The following is a 26,110-nucleotide window of genomic DNA, read 5'->3' as shown; positions in this document are numbered from 1 at the left end:
TTATGGAGGTAGAAATTTCTAAAAAAAGCCATCTAAAAGGTGTAGTGAATGTTCCTGGAGATAAATCTATATCTCATAGAGCCATAATGTTTGGCTCTATTGCTGTTGGCGATACTGTTGTGAAAGGTTTCTTAAAAAGTGAAGATTGCTTTTCGACGATAAATTGCATGAGAAAGTTAGGTGTGGAGATAGAAATAGTTAATGATGATGTATATGTTAAAGGAAATGGCATGTATCTGAATGAAAGCCTTGATGTTTTAGATGCTGGAAACTCTGGTACAACGATGCGCCTTTTATCAGGTATTTTAGCTGGTCAGAAATTTGCATCTACTATAACCGGTGATGAGTCTTTAAGAAAAAGGCCTATGAAACGAATAATACAGCCGCTATCAATGATGGGAGCGAAAATAACAGCGGTTTATGACAATTATGCACCTCTTACCATAAAAGGCAATACACTTAAGGGGATTAACTACAAAACAGAAGTTTCCAGTGCTCAAGTAAAATCATGCATAATGCTGGCAAGTTTGTATGCACAGGACGTTACGACAATTGAGGAACCATATTTGTCCAGAAACCACAGCGAACTTATGCTTAATTACTTTGGCGGAAATTTTGAGTCTTATGACAATAAGGTTATATGCCATCCTGTGGAAAAACTGCATGGGTGCGAAATCTTGGTTCCTGGCGACATATCTTCTGCTGCGTATTTTATGGTAGCAGCCAGCATATTGCCTAATTCAGAAGTATTGATAAAAAATGTAAATATAAACAACACGCGAACAGGAATAATAGATGTGCTGAATAAAATGGGTGGCAATGTTGAAATAATAGAGGAGAAAGTCGTAAACAATGAACCTGTAGCGGACATAGTAGTAAGATCTTCGCATCTAAAGGGAATTGAGATCGGTGGTGAGATTATACCGAGGTTGATTGATGAGATACCGGTTATTGCCGTAGCAGCAGCTTACGCTGATGGTACTACAGTTATAAAAGATGCTGACGAACTAAAAGTAAAAGAAAGCAATCGCATAGACACCATGGTAAGTCAATTGAAGAAAATGGGCGCCGACATAGAAGCTACAAACGATGGCATGGTAATTCGTGGGAAAGAAAAGCTGTATGGTGCTACGGTTGACAGCTACAACGATCATAGAGTTGCTATGTCATTAAGCATTGCTGCTCTAAAAGCTGATGGCAGTACAAAGATAAAAAATGCAGAATGTGTGAATATTTCATTTCCTGATTTTTATAGCGTACTTAATGTGCTATAATAAAAATTGGTGATTTTAATGGAAGAAAGCATACTCATAATTGAAGATGAGAAAAGAATTGCAAGGTTTTTACAGATAGAGCTTGAACATGAAGGTTATAGTGTGGCATTAGAATATAGCGGCAATAGTGGCTTAAGAGAGGCTTTAGATGGAAATTACGATTTGATAATCTTAGATTTGATGCTTCCCGGTTTGGGTGGTTTTTCAGTATTGAGAGAACTGCGAAAGAAATCATCGACGCCTGTAATAATTTTAAGCGCAAAAGATGATGTAAAAGACAAGGTATTTGGGCTTGATATAGGTGCTGATGATTATCTGACTAAGCCGTTTTCGATTGAAGAGCTTATGGCGAGAATAAGAAACGCTCTTAGAAAAAATGCAAAGTCAAATGCTAATAAATTGGTATATGATGGCATAACAATGGATTTGTCTACATACGAAGTAAAAAGAGACGGAATAAAGGTAGAGTTGACGAAAAAAGAGTTTGAGCTTTTGAAATATTTGATTATAAACTCTGAAATAGTGCTTACAAGGGAAAACATACTGGAGAATGTATGGGGCTACAATTATATTGGTGAGACTAACATAGTAGATGTGTACATAAGGTATTTGCGAAGTAAAATTGATGAACCGTTTAATAATAAGTTGATACAGACGATAAGAGGTGTAGGATATTCTTTAAGGAAAGAAAAAGATGAAGATTAAAAGCTTTAAATTATCAATAAAGTTGAGAATTGCATTGCTTTATGCTATCATATTTTCATTTATTTTAATAGTGCTTAATGCATCTGTGTTATACGGTCTCAAATATTACCTTGTATATCAAGCGTTTGACGATATACAAAATCAATCAGATGTCATAGTCGAAAAGCTGAAAGAAGTTGATGGCATAATAACAAGTGTAGACAAAGATTTGCTTTTCGGATCGTCAATAGGTGAAAATATGTATTTAAAGATTGTGGATTCGCATGGAAAAATTGTGTACGTGTCTTCACCGCATTTGATTGGTATACCATATGATAAAAATATAAATGCACCTACAAAAATAGAAAAAGATGAGACGCATATAGCATATATAAACAGAGAGTATACTTACGGGAATAAGTTTTTTTACATTCAGGTTTATGAAGATTTAAAAAATCAGTATTTTTTCTTAAAGCTTTTGTTTGTGATGATGGCTGTTTCCGATGTCATTGGAGTTTTGGTGTCTTTTTTTGCAGGATATTTTATAACAGGTAGAGCATTAAGGCCTGTTGATTATATGGTGAGAGAAGTTCATGCAATCGACGAGAAGAAATTAAATAAAAGATTGAGCGTTAACGGAAATAATGATGAACTGTCTAAGCTCGCTGCTACGTTTAATGACATGCTGGACAGGCTGGAAGACTATTTTAAAAGGCAGAATGCATTTATATCAAATGTTTCCCATGAGCTTAGGACACCTTTGTCTATCTTGAAAGGATATATAGAACTTATAGACAGGTGGGGGAAAGACAACAAAGATGTACTGGAAGAGTCTATAGGCGCTTTAAAAAAAGAAGAGCAAGAAATGGAGATATTGATTGAAAGGCTTTTGATGCTGGCAAGAGGAGATAACAAGACGCTTAATATAAATAAGAAATTATTTAATGTTTATGAATTGATTGCAGAAATAGTCAGGGATGCTAAAGTGATTTTCAATGAAAAAAGCATTGAAATTTTTTGCCATAAAAATTTGGAAGTGAATGCAGATAGGAATCTTATAAAGGAACTATTAAGAATAATTCTTGATAATGCGTTAAAATATACAGACATTGATGGCAATATAAAAATTTATGCAGAAGAAGTAGATAAAAATGTAGCCGTAATAATTAAAGACGATGGCATTGGAATACCTGAAGAAGAGATTCCTTATGTATTTGACAGATTTTATAGGGTTGACAAGGCAAGAAGTAAAGAAACTGGTGGAATGGGTTTAGGACTATCTATTGCAAAGCTTATTGTTGAGCTGCACGGTGGGAGTATTGAAGTGAAAAGCAAATTAAATGAAGGATCTGAATTTAAAATAACAATCCCGAAAATTTGATATATGGGATTGTTATTTTATTTTTAGTGACATACTACACAATATATGGTATAATATATTTATAAATTCACTATATATTGGAGGGTATAAAATGCAAAAAGAAGCGACGAAAAATCAGCAGATGGAAGTAAAAAATTCTTCTAAAGAATATACATGCCCTGATTGTGGTGCACAGTTAGTTCCTGAAAGCGGATGTATTTACTGCCCATTTTGTGGTTACAGTGAATGCCACTAATTGCCTATATTCCCATCAGTTTAATATGGACATATACAATCATTCCCCTTATAATTAAAGTAAAATATGCCGAATCCCCGAAAAGGGGTACGGGGGATCTTTTTTTGGGGTGAATCCACTCATGTGGTAGGGCGTCCCTTTGCCCGAACCCGTCAACTAACCTCGGAGGCAAAAGGGGGATTTTTATGTTAAAAAAATGTATTAAGGTAAAGCCTCTCATTGCATCATTAGCAGCGGCTCTTTTATTTTCTCAGACGGCATTTGCGGCAACGTATACTGTAAAACCTGGTGATAGCCTATACAAGATAGGCTTAAATTATGGCACAACATACAATCAAATAATGAAGCTTAACAATCTCAGTGATACAGTAATATATCCGGGGCAAGTATTAGTTGTACCTGGCAGTGACAACACATATACAGTCCAGAAAGGCGATAGTTTATACTTAATTGCCATGAAGTATGGTACTACTGTAGATGCTTTAAAAAATGTAAATGGTTTAACAGGCGATATGATTTATCCAGGGCAAGTTTTTGTCATACCAACATCGACGTCTGGTACACCATCAACTTCTTCAAGTATAAGAAGCGATGTAACTGCAAACAGAGGTTCTATCCAAAGAGGTGTTATTTCATACACAAATGCTGATTTGGATCTTCTATCAAGGCTTATAAATGCGGAAGCTGGTGGTGAACCATATCAAGCTAAAGTTGCTGTCGGTGCCGTGATAGTGAATAGGGTAAAAAGTGGTATATTCCCTAACACAATACAAGGCGTAATATACCAAGTCGATAGCAACGGTTACTATCAATTTACACCTGTTGAAAATGGCTGGATAAATTTACCTGCCACACCAGACTCAATAAGTGCTGCAAGGGATGCCTTAAACGGTGTAGATCCTACAAACGGTGCACTTTATTACTTTGACACCAGCAATACCAATCAGTGGCTTTGGTCGTTGCCAGTTGCACTAAAAGTAGGCAATATGGTATTTTCTTATGCGAGATAAAAATGATTGTTAATGAGAGGCTAAGAGGAGCAAAATGGATACCGAAAGGTATCCATTTTGCTTTCTATAGAGTTTTTGCTTCGTACAAAGTGATAAAGCCAAATATTATAAAAATGATGGCTGATATGTAATGCAAAAGTTTTGTTGGCAATTTCTTACCTAAATAAACTCCCAATACGATTCCAATGACATCAGCTATGAAAATTCCTGCAGTAGCACCTAATAAAACAAATACAGGATTTTTGTATGTGGCAGTAAGCGCTAGTGTCGAAAGCTGTGTCTTATCTCCAAATTCCGAAATAAAATATGTACTTATTATGGTGAAAACTGGACCGTATTTGGATTTTCTGATTTTTTCATGTCCTTCATGGCCATTTTTTAATGTGATCAATCCAAAAATTAAAAAAGATATGGCAGCCAATAGCTTCACGTATTTTATCGGTATGTACTCTGTAATAAATGAGCCAAACAAAACTGCAATACCCATATTTAAAAGGGCAGCGATTAATATGCTAATTAAGACAGTTCTGGCTTTTATAAATGTGGCAAATGCCATAGCCATAAACTGTGACTTGTCGCCCATTTCAGATGCAAAGACGAGAATAAAAGACGATATTAAAGCATTCATCAAATCTGCCTCCTTGTAATTAGTATGCCAAAAAAATAAAACCTATTACATAATATGTGCAACATATTACGTAAAGGTCTCATTCTTTAAGGCAAAGCCAGGTTAAAACCAGCATGTTGACTTTGCCACATATTTATATATGTGAACTACTCCCCTTTACATAGACTATATAATATTTTTAAAAGACATCTACTTCATTATATAATAAGTCAAAAAATTATGTCAATGCAATTTGTTTCATTTTCTAATTTTTTTCATGTTTATTAATTTTATTATGCCTCCATAAATGAAGGAAAGACCAATTATGGCCGGTATTATAAATGATATTATATTTAACACATCTGTCTCATCGATTACGGCAATTATCATGGGTAATAATATTATCAAGCCAATAATTATTTGTATAAAAGGATATTTGCCAACCCCTTTTATGGGTTCAGGAATTCGTCCCGTTCCAATATAATAGCCAGGGGTGTACTGGTTTTCTTCCCACTCTTTTAGTTTATCTAATTCCTTCTCAAATTCATTTTTTTTATTCGACTCATTGTCTTTCATAAATAACACCTCTTAATGTAATGTATTGAAACATTCTAACTTTAGAATTATTATACAACTTTAATTTATTAATTCAATATGAAGCCGGGTGACCAATGAATTTTATTTTTGTAGTCTACAATATCGTTAATTAGTCTTTTCCACAACGGATTTTTAATAGCATTCGAAGGAGTAAAATCAGCATTGTTTTCTATCCCATATGTTTTTAGTCCCTTCACATCTTTTTTTACAATTTCCACTAATTTATCATTTATGTCTTTCATCTTAGTAAACTTAGCCAATTGTTCTTTATTTAATTTAATAATTTCGTCTTTGTTGTATGCATAAATGTCAAATGATTGAGGAGGTCTATTCAATATTCGGCTTATGTACAATGAAAATTCCTCTGGAATGTAAGATATAATGTTACCCATAGGTATTTCTTCCATTGCATTATGTACATATATATCTACCAAATCAAAAATATCATTGCTCTGATTTAAAAATTCATTTCCCAGAATGTTAGCATTACCGATTGTAATTTGTTTACTATGCAAAGAATCATTTAATATTTGATCAGTTTTTAAGACTGATGATGCGAAACCAGAGGTATCTTCAAAAACTCTCCTTGAAAGGTAATTGTTTATATTTACTGATTTTAAATATAATAAAAGATTAGAGATAGACGAAACCAATAATAATGCAATCAAGCCAATAAATATAAAAATCCATAAATTTTTATGTTTGATTGTCATAAATACTCCTTTCCAGACCATTTAGTCTAAAATTTATTTGCAGAGAAATGAATATCTTATATTTTATCCATACCAGTCATATGCTTAAAATAATAACTTCCATTAGCATTTACCTTGGTACGAGGTGCATTAAGCAAAAAGTCATTCAATCCAGCATTAAGTCCAGATTTTACTTTTGATATGACCATATTTGTTTCAGAAGTCACGTCAGATATCACTAAAAAAATTAAAATACATAACATTATAAATGTACTAATAACGATATATAGCTTACGAACATGCAATTTTTTCAATCTCCTTTCAAATTTTTTAATTGATTAAACGCTTGTTAATTGCTTTAATATAATGATTTTTGGATATTTCTACTGCAATTGCATCTTTTGTGTTAACATTTGGAATAGAGTATAAATTAGTGCCAACTTTATAATAGTTTGAAAAAATCGTATTATTTATATTTGCCTCCCCAGTTGAAAAGTATTTAATAGTACCAATTTTCTTGTCAATAGAAGTGACATCATCAGATGTGCCAACATAAGTCTCACCATTTAAAATGATAATTTTAGAAAATGCCCAGCTTTTTTCTTCATGATAATTTGAGTTGTTTTTTGAGCAACCTGCTGTAAAAGTCAATGTAAATATTAATATTGCCATTGATACAATTTTTACTATAAAATTTTTTCTCTTATTCATAATTATATGCTAACCTACTTTCGCTTTTTGTCTGTCTAATTTTCTCGCATAATTATAAAACATATATTCTACAAAAATTTAGAAATTCCTCCTAAATCGTACGTAAAAATTATTTACAAAAGGATGTTTTTGATGGTATAATATTATTAGATAAAAGTTCGATGTTCGAACTAATTTTTTTAAAGGCAATTGGTTCTGGCAGTGAACTAATTAGGGAGGTGATAAATTGACGCAGTATAGGAAGGGTACTAATTATCTTATCAAAAATATGAACACGGCAAATGTTTTAGATGTCATTAAAAAAATGCAGCCTATCTCCCGCATTAAAATCTCTAAAGTCCTTAATATGAGCAAGTCGACAGTATCAGGAATAGTAGATGAATTGATAAAGGAAGGTCTTGTGAGCGAGGAGGGATTTGGAAATACCGCATCTGCAGGCAGAAAACCTATTGAGCTTACTTTTAATCCTAATGCGAAATTTTCAATAGGTATCGATATAGAATCGACAAATACAATTGGAGTGCTTACAAATTTGGAAGGAAAAATAATAAAAAAGATAAAAAGACCCACAGGAACAAAAGAAGAAGCTTTTTTAAATACGGTCAAAATCATTAAAGAATTATTGGAATATCAAGAAGAAATAACAGGCATAGGTGTTGGAGCTCCTGGCATAACAAATATAGAAAAAGGGACAGTGTACGCGCCGGGGCTTTCGTGGGTTGACTTTAACCTTTTTTCTAAGTTGAAAGAAGCGTTTGACTATGACATATTTATAGACAATAGCGTTAATTACGCAGCATTAGGTGAAAGATGGATAGGTTCATGCAAAGATGTTAACAATTTTGTACTTGTAACGATAGGAAACGGCATCGGTTCTGGTATATACATCAATGGGAAATTAGTAAGGGGTCATAAATACACAGCAGGGGAAGTTGGATACATGGCTATAGGCAGAGATGTTTTAGGTAAAAAGTATTTATACGAAGATTATGGGTATTTTGAAAGCAAAGCATCGCTTTTAGGTCTTGTCTCCACATTAAAGAATATGTCGAATGGAAAATTTGGTACGATAAAGGATTTTGTTAATGGATATTTGGCAAAAGATGAGATTTGTATCAGAGCTTTTGATGAATTCATAGAAAATTTAAGCATGGGTTTTGCCAACATCATTAGCATATTAAATCCGGAGCTTATAGTCATAGCAGGCGATGTGATAAACTTAGGCATCGATATAGTAGATAGTATAAAAAAGCTAATTGATAAAATGGTCCCGTTTGATGTAAAGATCATATATACAAAGTTAAATGAAGATGCCGCCGCAATAGGTGCATCTGCAGATGTTCTTCTTAAGACAAATTACTTAATATTAATATAAAATGAAAGGATGATTCTTGTGAGATTAATAATAACAAATGACTACGATGAAATGAGCAGAACTGCAGCGGAGATCATAAAAGAACAGATAAACAGAAAAGCGAATTCTGTATTAGGTCTTGCTACAGGTTCTACACCGCTTGGAACTTATAGAGAGTTAATCAGGATGTACAATAATGGAGAGATTGATTTTTCCTACGTCATAACCTTTAACCTTGATGAATATGTAGGACTGCCAGATGACCATCCTCAAAGCTATCACTACTTCATGTATAAAAATTTATTCAATCATATAAATATAAAAAAGGAAAATATTCACATACCAAAAGGGATTTCGGACGATTTTGATAGAGACTGCAGATTATACGATGAGGAGATAGAAAAGTTTGGAGAAATTGATCTTCAATTGTTAGGTTTAGGTGTTAATGGGCACATTGGTTTTAATGAGCCTGATGACTATATAAATACAAAGACACACATAGTAGATCTGGCAGAAGAAACAATAAATGCAAATAAGAGATTTTTCAAAAGCATTGACGAAGTTCCGAGAAAAGCTGTAACAATGGGGCTTGGCACGATAATGAAATCAAGGAAAATTTTATTATTGGCATCTGGTAAAAACAAAGCAAAAGCTATAAAAGAGACTTTAAACGGCTATCTTACGACAGATGTTCCATCAACTGTTTTATCATTGCATCCTGATGTCACAATTGTAATAGACAGTGACGCTGCTTCTTTGATAGATTTGGAGAAAGCAAGAGAGAATGTCGATATTATTTCAAAGCTATAGACAATCGTTTATAGCTTTATTTGTTTTTAAAAATTCGATGTAGTATAATTAAAGTAAACGACCCCTCTATAGGGGGTAAGGGGGATTTAAGTGTCTTTATTTGCAGCGTTTTTAGGTGGTATTGTTTCGTTCTTTTCGCCATGCATTTTACCGCTAATACCTGTTTACGTGACGTATATTTTCGGCGGTAAGAAGAAAAATTTTTTCAATTTGTTTTTGTTTGTATTAGGCTTCAGCATCGTTTTTGTCCTCATGGGAGCTACGGCCAGTCAATTGGGAAAATTTTTTGTTTCATACAAAGTTCTATTTAGAAAAGCCAGTGGCATAATAATATTATTATTTGGACTTTATATGATGGGCATCATAAAGCCGGCTTTTCTGAGCAGAGAAGTGAAACTTAATGTTTCTAACAGAAAGGAGGGGTATTTTAGCAGTTTCATTTTTGGCATAGCTTTTGCCTCTGGTTGGACGCCATGTGTTGGTCCTATACTTGCGACTATCCTTTTATATGCAGGTGAACAAAACACTGTGTATGTTGGGGTTCTTCTGCTGTTTGCTTACTCATTAGGAATTGGAATTCCATTTATAGTAGCTGCGATACTAATTGATAGATTTAAAGCATTTTACAAAAAGATAAATTTTATCATGCCGTATATTGAAAAAATTGGCGGTTTATTTTTGATAATTTTCGGAATTTTGATGTATTTTAATCTCATTATAAGGTTTGAAAGTTACATTAATATTTTGAGGTGATTTGAGTGAAATCAAATAAGAAGAAGTCAAAAAGCAGCAACAAAAATATGATATTGACTGTTTCAATAGTTTTAGTTTTGATATTGGGAATTTCAATTTACTTTTTGAACAATTACGTAGTGTCAAGTCAAACAAAGAGCCAGAATGCGAATAATGGTGCCAGCAATGCTCAAGTAGGTATTGAAAAAGGCGATTTAGCGCCGGATTTTACGCTAAAAGATGTAAATGGGAAAACAGTAACATTATCAAAGCTAAGAGGGAAAAAGGTCATATTAAATTTTTGGGCTACAACATGTCCATATTGTAAGATTGAGATGCCTGAATTAAACAAGTTTTATGAGAATAACAAAAATGATGTTGTCTTATTGGCGATAGATATTGGTGAGGATAAATCAACTGTTGAAAATTACCTTGCAGGAAAGGGTTATAGCTTTGATGTCCTTTTAGACAGCGATGCAAAGGTAGCCATGGATTATAAAGTTCAATTTATACCGATGTCATTTTTCATTGACAAAGATGGAATAATAAAGGCTATAAGCAATGGTGCCATGACATACGATGAGGTAGATCAATATTTTAAGACCATATCTCAATAATTATTGACAATTTGTTAAAAAGGTGGTATATTTAATTTAGCGATAACCCATATACCGGGGGTATAGTATAAAGGAGGGATATTGATGAAACCTATTAACGTAACAGATATGAACTTTGATACTGAGGTGTATAATTCCGATAAGCCTGTTTTAGTTGACTTTTGGGCTGCATGGTGTGGACCCTGCAGAATGATGGCACCTGTATTGGAAGAATTTGCAGAGGAATATTCTGATAAAATAAAGGTTGTAAAGTTAAATGTTGACGAGAATCCTTTGATTGCATCGCAATATAGGATAATGAGCATTCCTACGTTAGGTGTTTTTCAAAATGGACAATTAGTTGACAAAGTTATCGGATTTATGCCAAAAGAACAATTAGAATACAGACTTGCAAGATATATAGATGCACAGGTATAAGTTTGTGAAAGATCTATAAAAAGATACCATAATTTAGATTGTGGTATCTTTTTTTCATTTATTCTTCACAATTATAATGTATAATATATCTGAGGTGTTTTGTGATGAAAATACTGGCAATAGATGATGAAGAGAAAATCTTGGACGTTATAAAAGCGTATCTTGAAAAGGAAGGGTATACCGTTTTAACTGAGACTAACGGTGCCAATGCTTTAAATACTTTTAAAACTGTAAGTCCAGATTTGGTCATATTAGATTTAATGCTGCCGGGCATGTCCGGCGAAGAAATATGCAGAAAAATAAGAGCTTTATCAAAGGTGCCAATTTTAATGCTTACTGCTAAAGTAAGTGAAGATGATAAGGTATATGGCTTTACAATTGGTGCAGATGATTACTTAACGAAGCCTTTTAGCCCTCGAGAGTTGACGATGAGAGTTAAGGCTATACTTAGAAGGACAAAGAATGATCTGCCATTAAATGATATATTTATGTTTAATGATGGCGATCTTGTAATTGACACAAGATCATACGAGGTGAAGAAGAAAGGTAGGATTGTCAATTTAACGCCAAATGAGTACAAGTTGTTGACTGTGATGGCGCAAAATCCCAACAAGGTATTTACGAGAAGCGAGCTTATTGAAAAGGCTTTTGGCTACGATTTTGATGGTTTCGATAGGACGATAGACGCTCATATAAAAAACTTGAGGCAAAAGATAGAAGATGATCCTAAAAATCCAACATATATAAAAACTGTGTATGGGGCAGGTTATAAATTTGGTGAAGAAAATGATTAAAAATGATATAAGAACTAAAACTGCTGTATCGTTTATATCTATTGCTTTATTATCGATAGTCGTATTCAGCATTACCATAAATATTTTAATAATAAATAATTTTGGAATTTACATTAAACAGTCAGCAAATGTGCAGTTTGACAACATTGCTTCATCAATCGCTGAAACGTACAAGGAGACGGGCAGTTGGAATGAGACAGGTAGCAGAATGGCACATACTCTAATGATGAGTGGGTATGACATTGTGGTTAGGGATTTGAAAGGCAATATAGTCATTAAGACGCCATCAATGCTTTCAATGATGGGCATGGCAAGTAGTAGCAAAATGTCAACCCAAACCCTCCCGATAGTTGTAGATGGCAAAAAGGTTGCCTATGTTGATATAACGTATAGCGGCACTATGCCTATGAGCAAACTGGATTATAAGTTTTTGTACGATGTGAATAAATATATCGCATTAATAACAATATTGACGATTGCATTGGTGCTGATAATAAGCATATATGTTGCAAAATATCTTACAAAGCCTATTTTGAATATAGCAAAAGTAGCAAGTAAATTAGAAAGTGGAGATTACGACGTCAGAGTAGAAGAAATACCAAAAGAGGAGGAATTGCTTGCATTAACTGCTGCCATAAATCATCTTGGCGCATCATTAAAAAGTCAAGGGATGCTAAGAGTACAGTTGACGCAAAATATAGCACATGAATTGAGAACGCCTTTATCAACCCTTAAAAGTCATTTAGAGGCTATAATTGACGGTGTTTGGGAGCCATCTAAAGAAAGGATTGTAAGCCTTTATGAAGAAGTAGTAAGATTGTCTAATCTCATAAATGATATTGAATTATTGAATAAAATAGAAATTGACAATCTAAAGATAAATAAAGCAAGATTCAATTTGTCGGAATTGATTAAAAGTTTATTGATAAATTACGAAAGCATTTTTATCAATAAAAATCAGCATTTGGAGAAAAATATTGAAGATGACATTTTTGTGGTTGCAGACAAAGATAGAATATCAGAGGTACTGATTAATCTGCTTGTAAATGCTAATAAATACACAGGTGAAGGTGGAAACATAAAAGTAAAACTGTATAACGAAGGACAATTTGCAGTGATTACAGTTTCTGACAACGGCATAGGCATACCGAAAGAAGATTTGCCTTTTATATACGAAAGATTTTACAGGAGTGAAAAGTCACGAAGCAGGGATTATGGTGGCAGCGGCTTAGGGTTATCAATTGCTAAGGCTATAATAAAAGCTCATAATGGTACTATAAATGTTGAAAGTATTTTAAATGAAGGGACAAAATTCACAGTGAAATTGCCGATAATTAATTAAAATTCATGAATTCTTCACAATTTTGTCATATAATAGATTTGAAGGAGGATGATATTATGATGTGGGGATTAATGAATGGATGGGGTTACGGTGGAGGCATAATTTTTGGCCTCATCTGGATGATACTTCAAGTTGTAATAGTAGTTGGTGCTATATATTTCATTGTTTCACTGTTTCAGAACAAAAAAGGCTCACAAAGAGGCAGTGATGCGCTTGAAATCTTAAAAGAGAGATATGCAAGAGGAGAGATAAGCGAAGAAGAATATAAAGAGCGCAAAAGAAACTTAGAAGAAAAATAATTTATAAAAAAGCTTAGTGTAAAATTTTCTTAGGTGAAAAAGCAGGAAAATAGCGATAAAATGTAGAAATAAGACCTCACCATCCTCCCAAAAGGATGAGTAAAAAAATAAATAGGAAGGTGAGGTCTTATATGAAAATAATTCAACATACACTTCAAAAATTCCTGCTTGTTGTAGAAAAAATTATTGGATTGCTTGATGGAAAATATACCTATCTGGAATTTGAAGAAGAACTTAAAAAAATTCTAAATGAATTAGGAAAAGAGATTTGTGCAGATGTACTTCATGAACTTGATCAAAACATATATAAAGACAAAAGTGAAAGGAAAAACTGGGTGGTAGTCCAAAAAGATTGTGAAAGGACAATAACAACTGTATTTGGAGATATCACATACAAAAGACGGTACTACAAAAACAAAGAAACAGGAGAGAAGGCATATCTCGTAGATAAAGCTGCTGGCATTCAAAAATATGAAAGAATAGATGCTGAGCTTAAGGCTGATATAACGGATCTTTCTACAATACTCTCATATCAAAAAACCACTCAGGAACTTAAAAGAAATGGAGCTAACTGCAATGTAAGCCGGCAAACAGTAATGAACACATTAAGAAAAATAGACAACCTTCAAACATATGAAAAGCCAAAGGCTAAAAAAGAAATAGAAACTCTATACATAGAAGCTGATGAAGACCATATACATCTTCAAAACGGCAAACCAGACATTGCAAAATTAATATACGTACACGAAGGAAAACAAACAATAACAAAAGGCAGAAATGAATTAAAAAATGCCGTATACTTTTCAGGTGTATACGAAGGAGAAAAAGTAGAAGAGTTATGGAAAGAAGTATGGGAGTACATTGCAAGCACATATAACGAAGACAAAATAAAACGCATATACGTATCTGGAGATGGAGCAGAATGGATAAAATTTGGAGTAAAATATCTGCCTAACGCCGTATACGTATTAGACCTATTCCATCTACAAAAATACATAACAGCTGCAATAAAAGAAGATAAAAAAACAAAGAGAGAACTATGGAAAGCCATATTTAAAGCAGACAAACAAAAAGTCAATGAGCTTTTAACGCAAAAATATAAAGAAGTAGAATTAAACGGCCCAGAAAATCCCGTAACGAAGTGCCAAACATATATAAATAACAATTGGGATGGAATAAATTCATACAGCCTTTACAAGGAAGAAATAACAGGATGCAGTGCAGAAAGTCATGTAAGTCATGTACTTTCGGAAAGATTATCAAGTAGACCAATTTCATGGAGCAAGGTTGGAGCTCACAAAATGGCAAAATTAAGAGCAATAAAAGCAAGCGGCATATCGTTGAAAGATGCCGTATTAAAACAGCAATATGAAAGCTTAAAGCCAATAGAAATACCAAAGCAAACAGTGTATAAAGCGAAACAGCAACTAAAGAAAATAAAATCAACTTGTGAAAACATGATAAGCTTGCCAATATTGCAAAACAAAAAAACATTAACAAGTCAGGCTATAAAATCATTACTATTGAGAAGTGCCATTTAAAAGCATGCATAATGCATATACAAAGTGCTTTATATTGAAGATAGTAGTTTTAGTCATTATTATGAGGAGTGATGATTTTATGCTATCGAGAAGTTAAGAGAATTCAATACTAAAAAACTTTTGCTAAAATCTAGTTATCAATGTTCATCCTTAGAGTGATAGTGAGGTCTTTTTTCAAAAAAAACCTAAAAATACTTGACACGATCATAAAAAAGAGCTCTACTTGTTGTAGGGCTCTTTATGCTGTTATATTCAATATCTGCAAATCGTTGACTACTTTTATATATTCCACATTTGGATCTTCTGTTCCTTGAATGCTTAGCTTGGCATTTTTCATTTCAATTACATATTCTATGATTTCTCTGGTTATCCTTTCTCCAGGACATAATATTGGGATACCGGGAGGATATGCCATTAGAAATTCCGAGCTAATCTGCCCAATGCTTTCTTCCAAAGGCAAGGCGATATTAGAACATTCAAACGCATATCTGGGGGATAAGACCATTTCTGGTATCTCTGGTATATCTAAAGCTTTCGACATTTCTACATTGTCCTTGTACAGTGTCTCACTGATTTCCCTCAATGCCCTTATAAGGTAATCTACATTCTCTTTTGTGTCGCCTATGGAAAATACACACAATGTATTGTACATATCGGCTAATTCTGGTTGAATGTAGTATTTTTTCGCCAGTATATCTTCTAATTCATGACCTGTTATGCCAAGGCCTTTAGCAGTAATAGTGATTTTTGTCGGGTCAAAATCATACGCTCCATCTCGCCCTACAATTTCGTTTCCGAAACAATAAAGACCGTTTATATTGTTGATCTCTCGACGAGCGTATTCTGCAAGTTCAATTGTCCTGTCCAATAATTCTTTTCCTTCTGTTACCATCTGCATTCTTGCAACATCAAGTGATGCTAATAAAATGTAAGAGGGACTTGTGGTCTGTAACAGGCTCATAACTTGCTTCACTCTATTTACGTCAATCCTTTTTGACTTGACGTGCAACATAGAGCTTTGCGTCATAGAGCCTATTATCTTATGAGTGCTTTGTGCGCAGATGTCAGCACCTGCTTCCATAGCTGAAATAGGAAGTTTTTCGTTGAATTTTAGGTGTGGTCCATGGGCCTCATCCACCATCAGTACAGCTCCGTAGTCATGGACTATTTCAGCAATTTTTACAATGTCTGCAGAAACACCATAGTAAGTCGGATTTATAATTAAAACAGCCTTTGCATCAGGATTGTTTCTTAATGCTTCCTCTACAGTTTCAGGAGTCACATTAAGAGCAACGCCTACATTTTTATCAACTTCAGGTTGCATATAAACTGGGATAGCACCACTTAAGATAATACCTGATGTAACAGATTTGTGAATGTTTCTTGGAACAATTATTTTTTCATTTTCTCCCATAACACTTAGGATCATAGCCTGAATAGCTCCCGATGTCCCATGGATGCAAAAAAATGTAGCATCGGCACCAAAAGCATCGGCAGCTAATTCCTGAGCTTTCTTAATGGGACCGGTAGGCTTGTGAAGGCTGTCAACTTGTTCAAACACAGTAACATCCATTGATAATACATTTTTACCTACAAAATCAAAAAACTTTTTAGCCATTCCATTGCCTTTTTTGTGACCTGGGACATGAAATGGTATGGTGTTGTTGTTGACATACTCCATTAATGCATCGAATAATGGAGTTTCAAAATGATTTAGCTTTTCCAACTTGATAAACACCCTCTTTCATAAGTTTGGCTCCCAGAATAAAAGCCTGAACCTCGTTGCAATCGGTTCGGGCCTTTGCAGAGCGAAAATACACTTTATTATGTTTTCAATTTATTATAAGATATATTTTTTTAGATTTCAATATAATTTTTTTTCTTTTTTAAGTTTTTTGTTATATAATATGCAGAACCGATTAAGATGACATATAGACGTTATAAACAAACTTAATTACAAAGTTATCATTAAATGTTCGGATTTTGTTAGTCAAAATACTTATTGATTTAAGATGTATTATATATTATAATATTACAAAGTTCGTAATTTAGGCTAAATGGGGGAGATATTTTGTGAGTGATGTAAAAAGAATATACGTAGAAAAAAAGCCGCAATACAATATTGAAGCAAAAAAGCTTTTTGATGATCTTAAAAACAATCTCAATATTTCTGGACTTGAAAGAGTAAGGGTAATAAATAGGTATGATGTTTTAGGATTATCTGAAGATATTTTTTTCAAGGCTGTTAATACGATCTTTTCAGAGCCAAATCTTGATGATGTATACATTGAAGATCTGCCATATGAGAAAGATGATAGAGTGTTTGCTATCGAATTTTTACCAGGACAGTATGATCAAAGGGCTGATTCTGCTGAACAATGTATTCAAATACTTACAAACGGCTTTAAACCAAAAGTATTTTGCGGAAAAGTTATAGTTTTAAGTGGTAAATTGACAGATGAGGAATTTGATAAAATAAAATGCTATTGCATTAATCCAGTAGATTCAAGAGAAGCTTCATTAGAGAAAAGAGAAACTGTTGATTTAGAAGTTGATTGTCCCGATGATGTGGAAGTTCTTGATGGCTTTATTGAATCTGATGATGTTTCAATAGAAAAGCTTTATGAGAAGCTAAATTTGGCAATGAGCTTGGGAGATTTTAAATTCTGTCATTCTTATTTTAAAGATGTAGAAAAACGTAATCCTACAATTACAGAGATAAGAGTTATAGATACCTATTGGTCCGATCACTGCCGCCACACCACATTTCTTACAAACATCAATGATGTGAAAATTTGTGATGGGAAATACAATGAACCTATCTTAAAAGCCTTTCATGAATACAAAAACTCCAGAGAATTTGTCTATGGCGAAAGCAAGAAACCAATGTGCCTTATGGACATAGCTACAATAGGGATGAAAGAATTGAGAAAAAGGGGCCTGCTTGACGATCTGGATGAATCTGATGAAAACAATGCATGTAGTATCGTAGTCGATGCCGACATAAATGGTAAAAGCGAGAAATGGCTTGTAATGTTTAAAAATGAAACACATAATCATCCTACAGAAATAGAGCCTTATGGAGGCGCAGCTACTTGTCTTGGAGGAGCGATTAGAGATCCTTTATCAGGCCGGGCCTATGTGTATCAGGCGATGCGTGTTACAGGTTCCGGAGACCCAAGAACGCCAGTTGAGATGACTATAAAAGGTAAATTGCCGCAAAGAAAGATTACTAAGGAAGCAGCCCACGGCTACAGTTCATATGGGAATCAGATAGGACTTTCTACAGGACAAGTTTCAGAGATTTACGACGAAGGATATGTAGCTAAACGAATGGAGATAGGTGCGGTAATAGGTGCAGTTCCTAAGAAAAATGTTTTTAGGGGAAAGCCGGCAGCAGGCGATGTAGTGATTTTGTTGGGTGGTAGGACAGGAAGAGACGGTTGTGGCGGTGCTACAGGTTCTTCAAAAGAACACACGCAAGAATCTATTTATACAAGCGGTGCAGAAGTACAAAAAGGCAATCCTATAACAGAAAGAAAAATTCAAAGATTTTTTAGAAATCCTGATGTTTTAAAAATGATAAAAAAGTGCAATGATTTTGGAGCAGGTGGTGTGTCTGTTGCAATTGGAGAATTAAGTGATGGACTTTTAATTGACCTCGATGCAATACCGAAGAAATACGAAGGTTTAGATGGAACAGAACTTGCTATATCTGAATCACAAGAAAGAATGGCTGTATTAGTTGCACCAGAAGACGCTGAAAAGTTTATAGAGCTTGCAAAAGAAGAAAATTTAGAAGCTACTAAAGTCGCAGAAGTCACAGACGATATGAGAATAAGAATGGTTTGGCATGGAAAGGTCATTGTGGATATAAGCAGAGAATTTTTAAATACAAATGGAATTTCCCAATTTACAGATGTCACAGTGGACAGCATTAGCTCTGAAAGCTATTTTGAACGGTTAAAATCTGCCCAATCAATGAACAATATAAAGGAATTGTGGCTTAGGAATCTTGAGGATCTGAACGTGTGTAGCCAAAAAGGATTGACTGAGATGTTTGATTCCACAATTGGTGCTTCAACTGTTTTGATGCCATTTGGCGGTTTGTATCAGATGACGCCTTCAGAAGGCATGGCCTCAAAATTACCTGTCGTAGAAGGAGATACAGATACGGCAACATTGATGGCATTTGGATACAATCCTAAACTGTCGAAATGGAGTCCTTTCCATGGTGCTGTTTATGCAATTATTGAAGCGGTATCTAAAATTGTGGCAATGGGTGGTGACTATACAAAAATTAGGTTATCACTTCAAGAGTATTTTGAAAAATTAGGCAAAGACCCTAAAAGGTGGGAAAAACCATTTAGCTCATTGTTAGGTGCTTTATACGCACAGAAAGCTTTAGGCATACCTGCAATTGGCGGTAAAGATAGTATGTCAGGTACTTTTATGGATATGGACGTGCCTCCTACATTGGTAGCATTTGCTGTTGCAACTGCTGATGCAAATAAAGTGATATCTTCGGAATTTAAGAAAAGCGGTGATAAAGTAATAATTATTAAGGCAGAAAGAGATCAGCAAGATTTACCAAATTTCGAAAAACTAAAAAGAAATTTTGATAAGGTCAATGAACTATTAAATGAAAATTTAATATTAGCAGCATCTTCGGTAAAATACGGTGGAATTGCTGAATGCATCACTGAGATGGCTTTTGGGAATATGATAGGTTTCCAATTGGAAGCGAAGATAAGGGATGTGGACTTTTTCGTTTCTGAATACGGCTCTTTAATAATAGAAGTAGATGGTGATTTTGATGATGATAAATATTTAAAAGGAATTGATTATAAAATTTTAGGCAGGACGATTGATGAGCCATATATAATTTTAGAAGATGTGAAAATCCAACTTGATGAAGCGAAAAAGCACTGGGAGAAACCACTTGAGAAAATTTTTCCTACGGTTGTGGAAGAAAACATTAGACAAATACCGGATATTATGTACAACAAAAATAATTCCTTTAAGGCGAACCTTAAAGTAGCAAAACCAAGAGTTTTAATACCAGTTTTTCCTGGTACCAATTGCGAATATGATAGCAAAAAAGCTTTTGAAAAGGCCGGTGCTTTGGTTGAAATGCCTGTTTTTAAGAATTTAACGGGAGCTGATATAAATGAGTCTATCGATGAGCTTGTTAAACTTATAGAGAATTCCCAGATAATCATGTTGCCAGGTGGATTCAGCGCTGGTGATGAACCAGATGGTTCTGGAAAATTCATTGCAACAGTATTTAGAAATCCAAAAGTCAAAGATGCTGTTATGGAATTTTTGAAATATCGTGATGGCTTGATGCTGGGTATATGCAACGGATTCCAAGCACTTATAAAACTTGGATTACTTCCTTATGGAGAGATTCGCGATATTGATACGAGTGATCCGACGCTGACATTTAATACGATCGGTAGACATGTATCATGCTATGTCAGGACAAAGATAACGTCGAATCTTTCACCATGGTTTAACAATGTCAAATGTGGCGACATTCATGTAATACCTGTATCACATGGAGAAGGAAGATTTATTGCAAATGATGATGTTTTAGATATGTTAAAAAAGAATGGGCAAATTGCCACACAATATGTAGACGTGGATGGAAATCCAACAATGGAGATGCCTTACAATCCTAATGGTTCTTATTGGGCCATAGAAAGCATCACAAGCCCTGATGGCAGGATACTTGGTAAGATGGGACATTCTGAGAGAATTGGCAAGAACGTGGCTAAAAATATATACGGCAACAAAGATCAAAAGATATTTGAAGCTGGCGTCGAATATTTTAAATAAGAAACATAAAAGGTTACGATTCTGTAACCTTTTATGTTTCTTCTGTTTTTATCTTGTGAGAGCTTTGGTTCCAGTCTGGTTTTGGACCTCTTAAGTATGATATGAACGATGCTATTAAGCTAAATATCATTGATATCAAAAACGCTTCTCTTAACCCAGATATAAATTGTGCTATGGCAATGCCTTTTGAGCCGACTTGCGTGCCGACGAAAAGAGCTTGCATCGCTTCAGGAGTTATGCTTGATGACACGATTGCCATTGATAATGCTATGCTTATAACTTGTCCAGCGTTGTTCATCATTGTTCTCGTACCGGCAGCAATACCCCTTCTGTCAGATGGGACAGAGCCCATTATTTCGCTTGTATTAGGTGAGAAGAACATGCCGGAGCCAAATCCCATAATAAGCATCCAAACGATAAGCTCTGTAAGTGATGTTTTAGGCGATATTCTCACAAATCCCAATAAGCCGATAGCCGAAATAAAAAGACCTATAGAACTTAATGCTCTTGCACCGTATTTATCAGATAAATATCCGCTTATTGGCGATACGATCATCATAGATAGTGCAAAGGGTGCTAAGAATATTCCTGCCTTTAATGGGTCCATTGCTTTTATTCCTTGAAGGTAGAATATGAGCAAAAATGTTACTGCGCCTCTTGCAATACCGTTAAGCAGTGTGCTTCCAAAAGCAAATGCCAAGATTCTCGATTTAAACAATCTTAAATCCAGCATAGGCTGTTCAGTAGTATTTTCAACATAAACAAATGCCAAAATCAATGCTATTGATATTATGAATAGAGTTATGATTGACTTGTTGTACCACCCTACAAATCCACCGAAAGACAATGCGATTAAAAACAGCAATAATCCAACTGTGAAAAGAAGTGTGCCTTTTAAATCAAATTTTTGGCCTTCAGGTATTTTGTCAAGCTCTTTTAGCTGAATCAATGCCCATAGAGTACCTATAATTCCAAATGGCACATTTATATAGAAGATATACCTCCATCCTAAACTCGTCAAAAAGCCTCCTAATATTGGACCTATTACTGACGCTATGCTGACTACCATGCTGTTTATGCCAAGAGCTTTTCCTAATTCGTTTTTTGGGAAAGCATCTGCTACAATTGCTGTGCTATTTGCAACCATTAAAGAACCGCCAACTGACTGCACTATTCTGTATATAAGCAGTTGCATTCCACTATTTGAAATACCACATAGCAACGAACCAATAGTAAATATGGCAAAACCTGATACGTATAATTTTTTCCTTCCAAACATATCGGCTATTCTACCGATTGCTGGTACTAATATTGTCAATGAAAGCATATATCCCATTACGATCCACATGATTATACCCATGTTGGTGTTTAATCCCTTCATAATGTCAGGAAGTGATATTAAAAGCATACTGCCATTTAATACGGAAAAAAGGGCTCCAAGAGTGGTACAGGATAATGCTATCCACTTGTAACTAATATTTTTCATATTGTGTTTGCCTCCTTTGATTTTTGCTTTAACTTATACAAATTTAGTAATAGCTCCTCAAATCTTTGTTTTGCCATCAATAGTTTTTTATTCTTTTCTTCAATCAATTCTATTTGCTTTTCAATTAATTTAGCGTAATTATCGATTGTTTCTGCATCTGCAGCTTCACCAGATAATATGTTTTTGACGTTTTTGTCAAGTTCTAATGCTGCCTTGATTTCAGATAAGCTGAAGCCAAGTGAATCTTTCAGAGATATTATCTTTTGAATTTTTTCTATGTCTTCATCGGTGTACAACCTGTATCCTGAATCTGTCCTTTTAGGCGAAATAAGGTTTAAATCTTCATAATACCTAATGGCCCTTTTTGTCAAACCTGTTTTTATTGAAACATCTTCTATTTTGTAATATTTTTTTTCCATCATAAACCCTCCAACGAATAATTTTACTACTAGTTAACATTAACGTCAAGGTTAATGTAAAATAATTTGATAATTTTCATAAGAAAAAACTTTATAATACGTTATTTGAGGTATAATATATACTTGAAAGGTAATTATAACCAATGTGGAGGTAGGATTATGGGTAAATTAATGTCAGCATATCTAATGCCGCACCCGCCTATAATTGTTCATGAGGTGGGACGAGGGGAAGAACATAAAATTCAAAAGACGATAGATTCCTTTGAAAAAGCATCTCTAAATATAAAAAATCAAAGACCAGATACTATAATTATAATTTCACCACATGCGTATGTCTTCAGCGATGCTGTTTCGATTGATTTGAGACAAACGGTAGAAGGTGATTTGGGACAATTTGGCGCTTATAATGTGAAAATGAAGTTTAAGACTGATTTATCATTAGCCAATGACATAGTAAAAAATACAGAAAATAAAAAAATACCTATAGCAAAAATAGATGACAAAATGATAAGCAGATTTAAGCTTTCAAAAAAACTTGACCATGGATGCATCGTTCCATTATATTTTGTGAAAAAGCATTTCGAATCTTTTAATCTCATAAGAATGTCATATGGTTTTTTGTCATTTGAAAAGTTATACGACTTTGGAGTCCAAATAGGGAAGTCCATAAGGGAAGGCGATAGAAATGTTGTATTTATTGCAAGTGGTGATTTGTCTCATAAGTTGACACCCGACAGTCCTAATGGATATACACCAAATGGAAAAGTTTTTGATGAGAAATTGTTGAACTTGCTAAGAGATTTTAAAGTGAAAGAAGTAATCAATATGGATAAAGAACTTATAAGTGATGCTGCGGAATGTGGGTTTAGATCCGTTTGCGTCATGTTGGGTGTATTGGATGGCTACAAGGTAAAGTCTAACATTTTATCTTATGAAGGTCCTTTTGGCGTTGGATACGGTGTTGCTGAATTTATCCCCGAAAGTTACACAGGAATGAGATTATTAGATGAGCTGTATAAAATAAAAAAAGAGAGAATAGATAATATAAGGAAATCAGAAGATGATTATGTGAAATTAGCGAGAGAAAGCCTTGAGTATTATTTGAAAAACAACAGTATAATGGATGTACCGGATAATCTGCCAGATGAAATGACAAAAAATAAAGCAGGAGTATTTGTATCATTGCATAAGGATGGAGAATTAAGAGGGTGTATAGGCACCATATATCCTTCAAAGAATAATATAGCAGAAGAAATCATAAGAAATGCAGTTAGCGCTGGTACAGAAGATCCGAGGTTCTATCCTGTTGAGATAGATGAACTTGACGACATAGTGTATTCAGTTGATGTTTTGACAAAACCTGAGGTTGTAAAATCAAAAGATGATCTGGATGCAAAAAAGTACGGCGTAATCGTAAGAAGCGGTTATAAAAGTGGGCTCTTATTGCCAGATCTTGATGGGGTTGATACAGTTGATCAGCAGATATCTATCGCACTTAGAAAAGCTGGCATTGCACCGGATGAAAAGTATACTATCGAAAGATTTGAGGTTGTGAGGCATAAATGAAAGAAGCACTCTATTATGAGAAGATAGATAACGATAGTGTACACTGCTTATTGTGTCCGCAAAATTGTATAATAAACGATGGGAAATATGGTTTTTGTCGCGCTAGAAAAAATGAAGGTGGAGTGTTATACTCCGAAAATTATGGGGAAATCGCATCTATAGCTATGGATCCAATAGAAAAAAAGCCTTTATATCATTTCATGCCTGGCAGCTACATACTTTCTGTTGGAACATATGGTTGTAACCTAAGATGTCAATTTTGTCAAAATTGGGAGATATCTCAACAAAGGTTGGAAGGGGAATACCTATTGCCAAGTAAATTGGTAGAAATCGCAAAGAAACAGCAAGGTAATGTAGGAATTGCGTACACTTATAATGAACCATCGATCTGGTATGAATATGTGTTAGATTCCGCAAAAATTTCACATAAAGAAGGCCTTAAAAACGTGCTTGTGACAAACGGTTATATAAATACCGATCCCTTAAGAGAGCTTTTGAAATATATTGATGCAGTTAATATAGACGTAAAGGCTTTTTCTGATGAGTATTATAAAAAAATATGTCGTGGAGATTTGAAAAGCGTTTTGAAAGTTGTTGAAGAAGCTGTATTATACTGCCATGTAGAGATAACAACATTAGTGGTGACAGGAGAAAATGACGATTATACTGAAATTGAAGAACTCTGCAAATGGATATCAAGTATAAACAAAGATATCCCTGTACATTTTTCTAAGTATTTTCCTCGATATAAGATGAAAAATCCAGAAACACCAATAAATGTGCTTGAAGATATTTATGCCATTGCAAAAAAGCATCTGAATTATGTGTATTTAGGCAATGTATCTGGATTTGACAACAATACTTATTGTCCTAATTGCGGACACCTCTTGATTAAAAGAAAAGGTTATGTTCACGTTGTTGGAATAGAAAATAATAAATGCGGTAAGTGTGGGAAAAGCTTTTATGGATACACATAAAGCGGATTGTGTTATTTTAAAAGATTTCAACAATTGAGATGCTTTAAAATAAGTTATGATAAGTTATTAGTTGCATGATATAACTTATTATAACTTATTTTTAATTTACAAATTAAACTAAATTGGTTAACAAAATTTAAATAAAAAATTATTAACATCAGAGTCTGCTTAAAATTATAATAAAATATGGCAATTATAACGAGATCCATCGTTTCGAACTTGCCGTAAATACATATAGGGAGTTTACCTGAATAAGGGATGAAGTGCAGAAATGGTGGTTTTATATTGCAATTTTAAAAATATTGTTAAAAACTATTGAATTTTATTACGGTTACTGATATAATAATATTACGGTTACTGATATAATAATTATAGTAAGCGAACTAACTTGGAGGTGTAAGATTGAGAGATAACGGGAAAGGCGGTGCGCTAACAGAAGTAACTTTTTACATTTTGCTTTCCCTGTATACACCAAGGCATGGATATGCTATTATGCAGTTTATTGAAGAAAAAACAGCAGGACGACTTTCTTTAGGAGCAGGAACACTCTATGGAGCATTAAATGCTTTGCAAAAAAAAGGATGGATTGCTTTTCACGGGGACAATGAGGGGAGAAAGAAAGAATATTTAATCACAAAAGCAGGCAAGGAAATTGCAAAGAAAGAACTGCTACGACTGCAAGAACTTATTCAGGTCGCAACTGAAATCATTGGGGAGGGGTAAA

The 26,110-nt window shown here is 34.2% G+C and carries 26 protein-coding genes and 1 riboswitch; of the genes, 18 read left to right on the top strand and 8 right to left on the bottom strand.

Annotated features, from left to right (window positions below):
* Positions 1-2 precede the first annotated feature (2 nt).
* The 5 genes from aroA (at position 3) to JJQ93_RS04810 (ending at position 4,584) form a co-directional block, all read left to right on the top strand.
* Entirely contained in the window at positions 3-1,274 is a 1,272-nt protein-coding gene (gene aroA / locus JJQ93_RS04830; RefSeq protein ID WP_274894053.1) for a 3-phosphoshikimate 1-carboxyvinyltransferase, read from the top strand.
* A gap of 18 nt (positions 1,275-1,292) precedes the next feature.
* Entirely contained in the window at positions 1,293-1,979 is a 687-nt protein-coding gene (locus JJQ93_RS04825; RefSeq protein ID WP_274892914.1) for a response regulator transcription factor, read from the top strand.
* A complete protein-coding gene (locus tag JJQ93_RS04820) occupies positions 1,969-3,339 on the top strand; it encodes a sensor histidine kinase (RefSeq protein WP_274892913.1) in 1,371 nt (456 codons plus the stop codon). The genes JJQ93_RS04825 and JJQ93_RS04820 overlap by 11 nt, the downstream gene beginning before the upstream one ends.
* A gap of 91 nt (positions 3,340-3,430) precedes the next feature.
* Positions 3,431-3,574, top strand: a complete 144-nt coding sequence (locus JJQ93_RS04815) for a hypothetical protein (protein WP_168170180.1) — start codon at positions 3,431-3,433, stop codon at positions 3,572-3,574.
* A gap of 57 nt (positions 3,575-3,631) precedes the next feature.
* Positions 3,632-3,760, top strand: a riboswitch (cyclic di-AMP (ydaO/yuaA leader).
* Complete coding sequence (locus JJQ93_RS04810) at positions 3,760-4,584, top strand: cell wall hydrolase (protein ID WP_274892912.1); 825 nt, start codon at positions 3,760-3,762, stop codon at positions 4,582-4,584. Its footprint overlaps the riboswitch before it by 1 nt.
* Before the next feature lie 64 nt (positions 4,585-4,648).
* Here JJQ93_RS04810 and JJQ93_RS04805 read toward each other — a convergent pair whose 3' ends face one another.
* The 5 genes from JJQ93_RS04805 to JJQ93_RS04785 form a co-directional block, all read right to left on the bottom strand.
* Positions 4,649-5,212 carry a TMEM165/GDT1 family protein gene (locus JJQ93_RS04805; RefSeq protein WP_085112119.1) on the bottom strand — a complete coding sequence of 188 codons (564 nt, stop codon included), beginning with the start codon at positions 5,210-5,212 and terminating at the stop codon, positions 4,649-4,651.
* A gap of 237 nt (positions 5,213-5,449) precedes the next feature.
* A complete protein-coding gene (locus JJQ93_RS04800) occupies positions 5,450-5,767 on the bottom strand; it encodes a hypothetical protein (RefSeq protein WP_274892911.1) in 318 nt (105 codons plus the stop codon).
* Positions 5,768-5,835: 68 nt separating this feature from the next.
* Positions 5,836-6,501, bottom strand: coding sequence for a hypothetical protein (locus JJQ93_RS04795; protein WP_085112117.1), 666 nt, complete (start codon positions 6,499-6,501; stop codon positions 5,836-5,838).
* A gap of 56 nt (positions 6,502-6,557) precedes the next feature.
* Entirely contained in the window at positions 6,558-6,719 is a 162-nt protein-coding gene (locus JJQ93_RS04790; protein WP_274892910.1) for a hypothetical protein, read from the bottom strand.
* A gap of 91 nt (positions 6,720-6,810) precedes the next feature.
* Positions 6,811-7,191, bottom strand: coding sequence for a hypothetical protein (locus JJQ93_RS04785; protein ID WP_085112115.1), 381 nt, complete (start codon positions 7,189-7,191; stop codon positions 6,811-6,813).
* Positions 7,192-7,417: 226 nt separating this feature from the next.
* Here JJQ93_RS04785 and JJQ93_RS04780 point away from each other — a divergent pair, with 226 nt between their 5' ends.
* The 9 genes from JJQ93_RS04780 (at position 7,418) to JJQ93_RS04740 (ending at position 15,097) form a co-directional block, all read left to right on the top strand.
* The gene (locus JJQ93_RS04780; RefSeq protein WP_274892908.1) at positions 7,418-8,566 is read left to right on the top strand and encodes an ROK family transcriptional regulator; all 1,149 of its coding nucleotides are present in this window, start codon (positions 7,418-7,420) and stop codon (positions 8,564-8,566) included.
* A gap of 18 nt (positions 8,567-8,584) precedes the next feature.
* On the top strand, positions 8,585-9,355 hold the full coding sequence (nagB, locus tag JJQ93_RS04775; RefSeq protein WP_274892907.1) for a glucosamine-6-phosphate deaminase: 771 nt from the start codon (positions 8,585-8,587) through the stop codon (positions 9,353-9,355).
* Positions 9,356-9,445: 90 nt separating this feature from the next.
* Positions 9,446-10,108 carry a cytochrome c biogenesis CcdA family protein gene (locus JJQ93_RS04770; RefSeq protein WP_274892906.1) on the top strand — a complete coding sequence of 221 codons (663 nt, stop codon included), beginning with the start codon at positions 9,446-9,448 and terminating at the stop codon, positions 10,106-10,108.
* A 47-nt stretch (positions 10,109-10,155) separates the two neighbouring features.
* The gene (locus tag JJQ93_RS04765; RefSeq protein WP_274894052.1) at positions 10,156-10,704 is read left to right on the top strand and encodes a peroxiredoxin family protein; all 549 of its coding nucleotides are present in this window, start codon (positions 10,156-10,158) and stop codon (positions 10,702-10,704) included.
* Positions 10,705-10,788: 84 nt separating this feature from the next.
* Positions 10,789-11,121, top strand: a complete 333-nt coding sequence (gene trxA, locus JJQ93_RS04760; protein WP_085112110.1) for a thioredoxin — start codon at positions 10,789-10,791, stop codon at positions 11,119-11,121.
* A gap of 104 nt (positions 11,122-11,225) precedes the next feature.
* A complete protein-coding gene (locus JJQ93_RS04755; RefSeq protein WP_274892904.1) occupies positions 11,226-11,915 on the top strand; it encodes a response regulator transcription factor in 690 nt (229 codons plus the stop codon).
* A complete protein-coding gene (locus JJQ93_RS04750) occupies positions 11,908-13,257 on the top strand; it encodes a sensor histidine kinase (RefSeq protein ID WP_274892903.1) in 1,350 nt (449 codons plus the stop codon). Before JJQ93_RS04755 ends, JJQ93_RS04750 begins: the two co-directional genes overlap by 8 nt.
* Positions 13,258-13,313: 56 nt before the next feature.
* Positions 13,314-13,556: an SHOCT domain-containing protein gene (locus tag JJQ93_RS04745; protein ID WP_013787905.1), complete on the top strand. Its 243-nt coding sequence runs from the start codon at positions 13,314-13,316 to the stop codon at positions 13,554-13,556.
* Positions 13,557-13,687: 131 nt separating this feature from the next.
* Positions 13,688-15,097 carry an ISLre2 family transposase gene (locus JJQ93_RS04740; protein ID WP_274892902.1) on the top strand — a complete coding sequence of 470 codons (1,410 nt, stop codon included), beginning with the start codon at positions 13,688-13,690 and terminating at the stop codon, positions 15,095-15,097.
* Between the two features lie 238 nt (positions 15,098-15,335).
* Here the strand turns inward: JJQ93_RS04740 and JJQ93_RS04735 are convergent, their stop codons facing one another.
* Positions 15,336-16,823, bottom strand: a complete 1,488-nt coding sequence (locus tag JJQ93_RS04735) for an aminotransferase class I/II-fold pyridoxal phosphate-dependent enzyme (protein WP_085112107.1) — start codon at positions 16,821-16,823, stop codon at positions 15,336-15,338.
* Positions 16,824-17,170: 347 nt separating this feature from the next.
* Between JJQ93_RS04735 and JJQ93_RS04730 the strand changes: the two genes are divergently transcribed.
* Positions 17,171-20,938: a phosphoribosylformylglycinamidine synthase gene (locus tag JJQ93_RS04730; protein WP_274892901.1), complete on the top strand. Its 3,768-nt coding sequence runs from the start codon at positions 17,171-17,173 to the stop codon at positions 20,936-20,938.
* 31 nt (positions 20,939-20,969) lie between these two features.
* On the opposite strand, the gene JJQ93_RS04725 is transcribed toward JJQ93_RS04730, so the two are convergent.
* Together JJQ93_RS04725 and JJQ93_RS04720 are read right to left on the bottom strand one after the other, a co-directional pair.
* On the bottom strand, positions 20,970-22,424 hold the full coding sequence (locus JJQ93_RS04725; protein WP_085112105.1) for an MFS transporter: 1,455 nt from the start codon (positions 22,422-22,424) through the stop codon (positions 20,970-20,972).
* Positions 22,421-22,843, bottom strand: coding sequence for a MerR family transcriptional regulator (locus tag JJQ93_RS04720; protein WP_274892900.1), 423 nt, complete (start codon positions 22,841-22,843; stop codon positions 22,421-22,423). Before JJQ93_RS04720 ends, JJQ93_RS04725 begins: the two co-directional genes overlap by 4 nt.
* A 159-nt stretch (positions 22,844-23,002) precedes the next feature.
* On the opposite strand from JJQ93_RS04720, the gene amrA reads away from it, so the two are divergent.
* The 3 genes from amrA to JJQ93_RS04705 all read left to right on the top strand — a co-directional run bounded on the left by amrA (position 23,003) and on the right by JJQ93_RS04705 (position 26,109).
* Positions 23,003-24,409: an AmmeMemoRadiSam system protein A gene (gene amrA / locus JJQ93_RS04715; RefSeq protein ID WP_274892899.1), complete on the top strand. Its 1,407-nt coding sequence runs from the start codon at positions 23,003-23,005 to the stop codon at positions 24,407-24,409.
* The gene (amrS, locus tag JJQ93_RS04710) at positions 24,406-25,386 is read left to right on the top strand and encodes an AmmeMemoRadiSam system radical SAM enzyme (protein WP_274892898.1); all 981 of its coding nucleotides are present in this window, start codon (positions 24,406-24,408) and stop codon (positions 25,384-25,386) included. Before amrA ends, amrS begins: the two co-directional genes overlap by 4 nt.
* Positions 25,387-25,788: 402 nt before the next feature.
* A complete protein-coding gene (locus JJQ93_RS04705; protein ID WP_015311792.1) occupies positions 25,789-26,109 on the top strand; it encodes a PadR family transcriptional regulator in 321 nt (106 codons plus the stop codon).
* The last annotated feature ends 1 nt before the right edge of the window (position 26,110 follow it).

The sequence above is a fragment of the Thermoanaerobacterium sp. R66 genome (assembly GCF_028895185.1).
GTDB lineage: Bacteria > Bacillota > Thermoanaerobacteria > Thermoanaerobacterales > Thermoanaerobacteraceae > Thermoanaerobacterium.
Note: the sequence above shows the minus strand (reverse complement) of the source record. Positions and strands in the feature narration are given on the sequence as shown.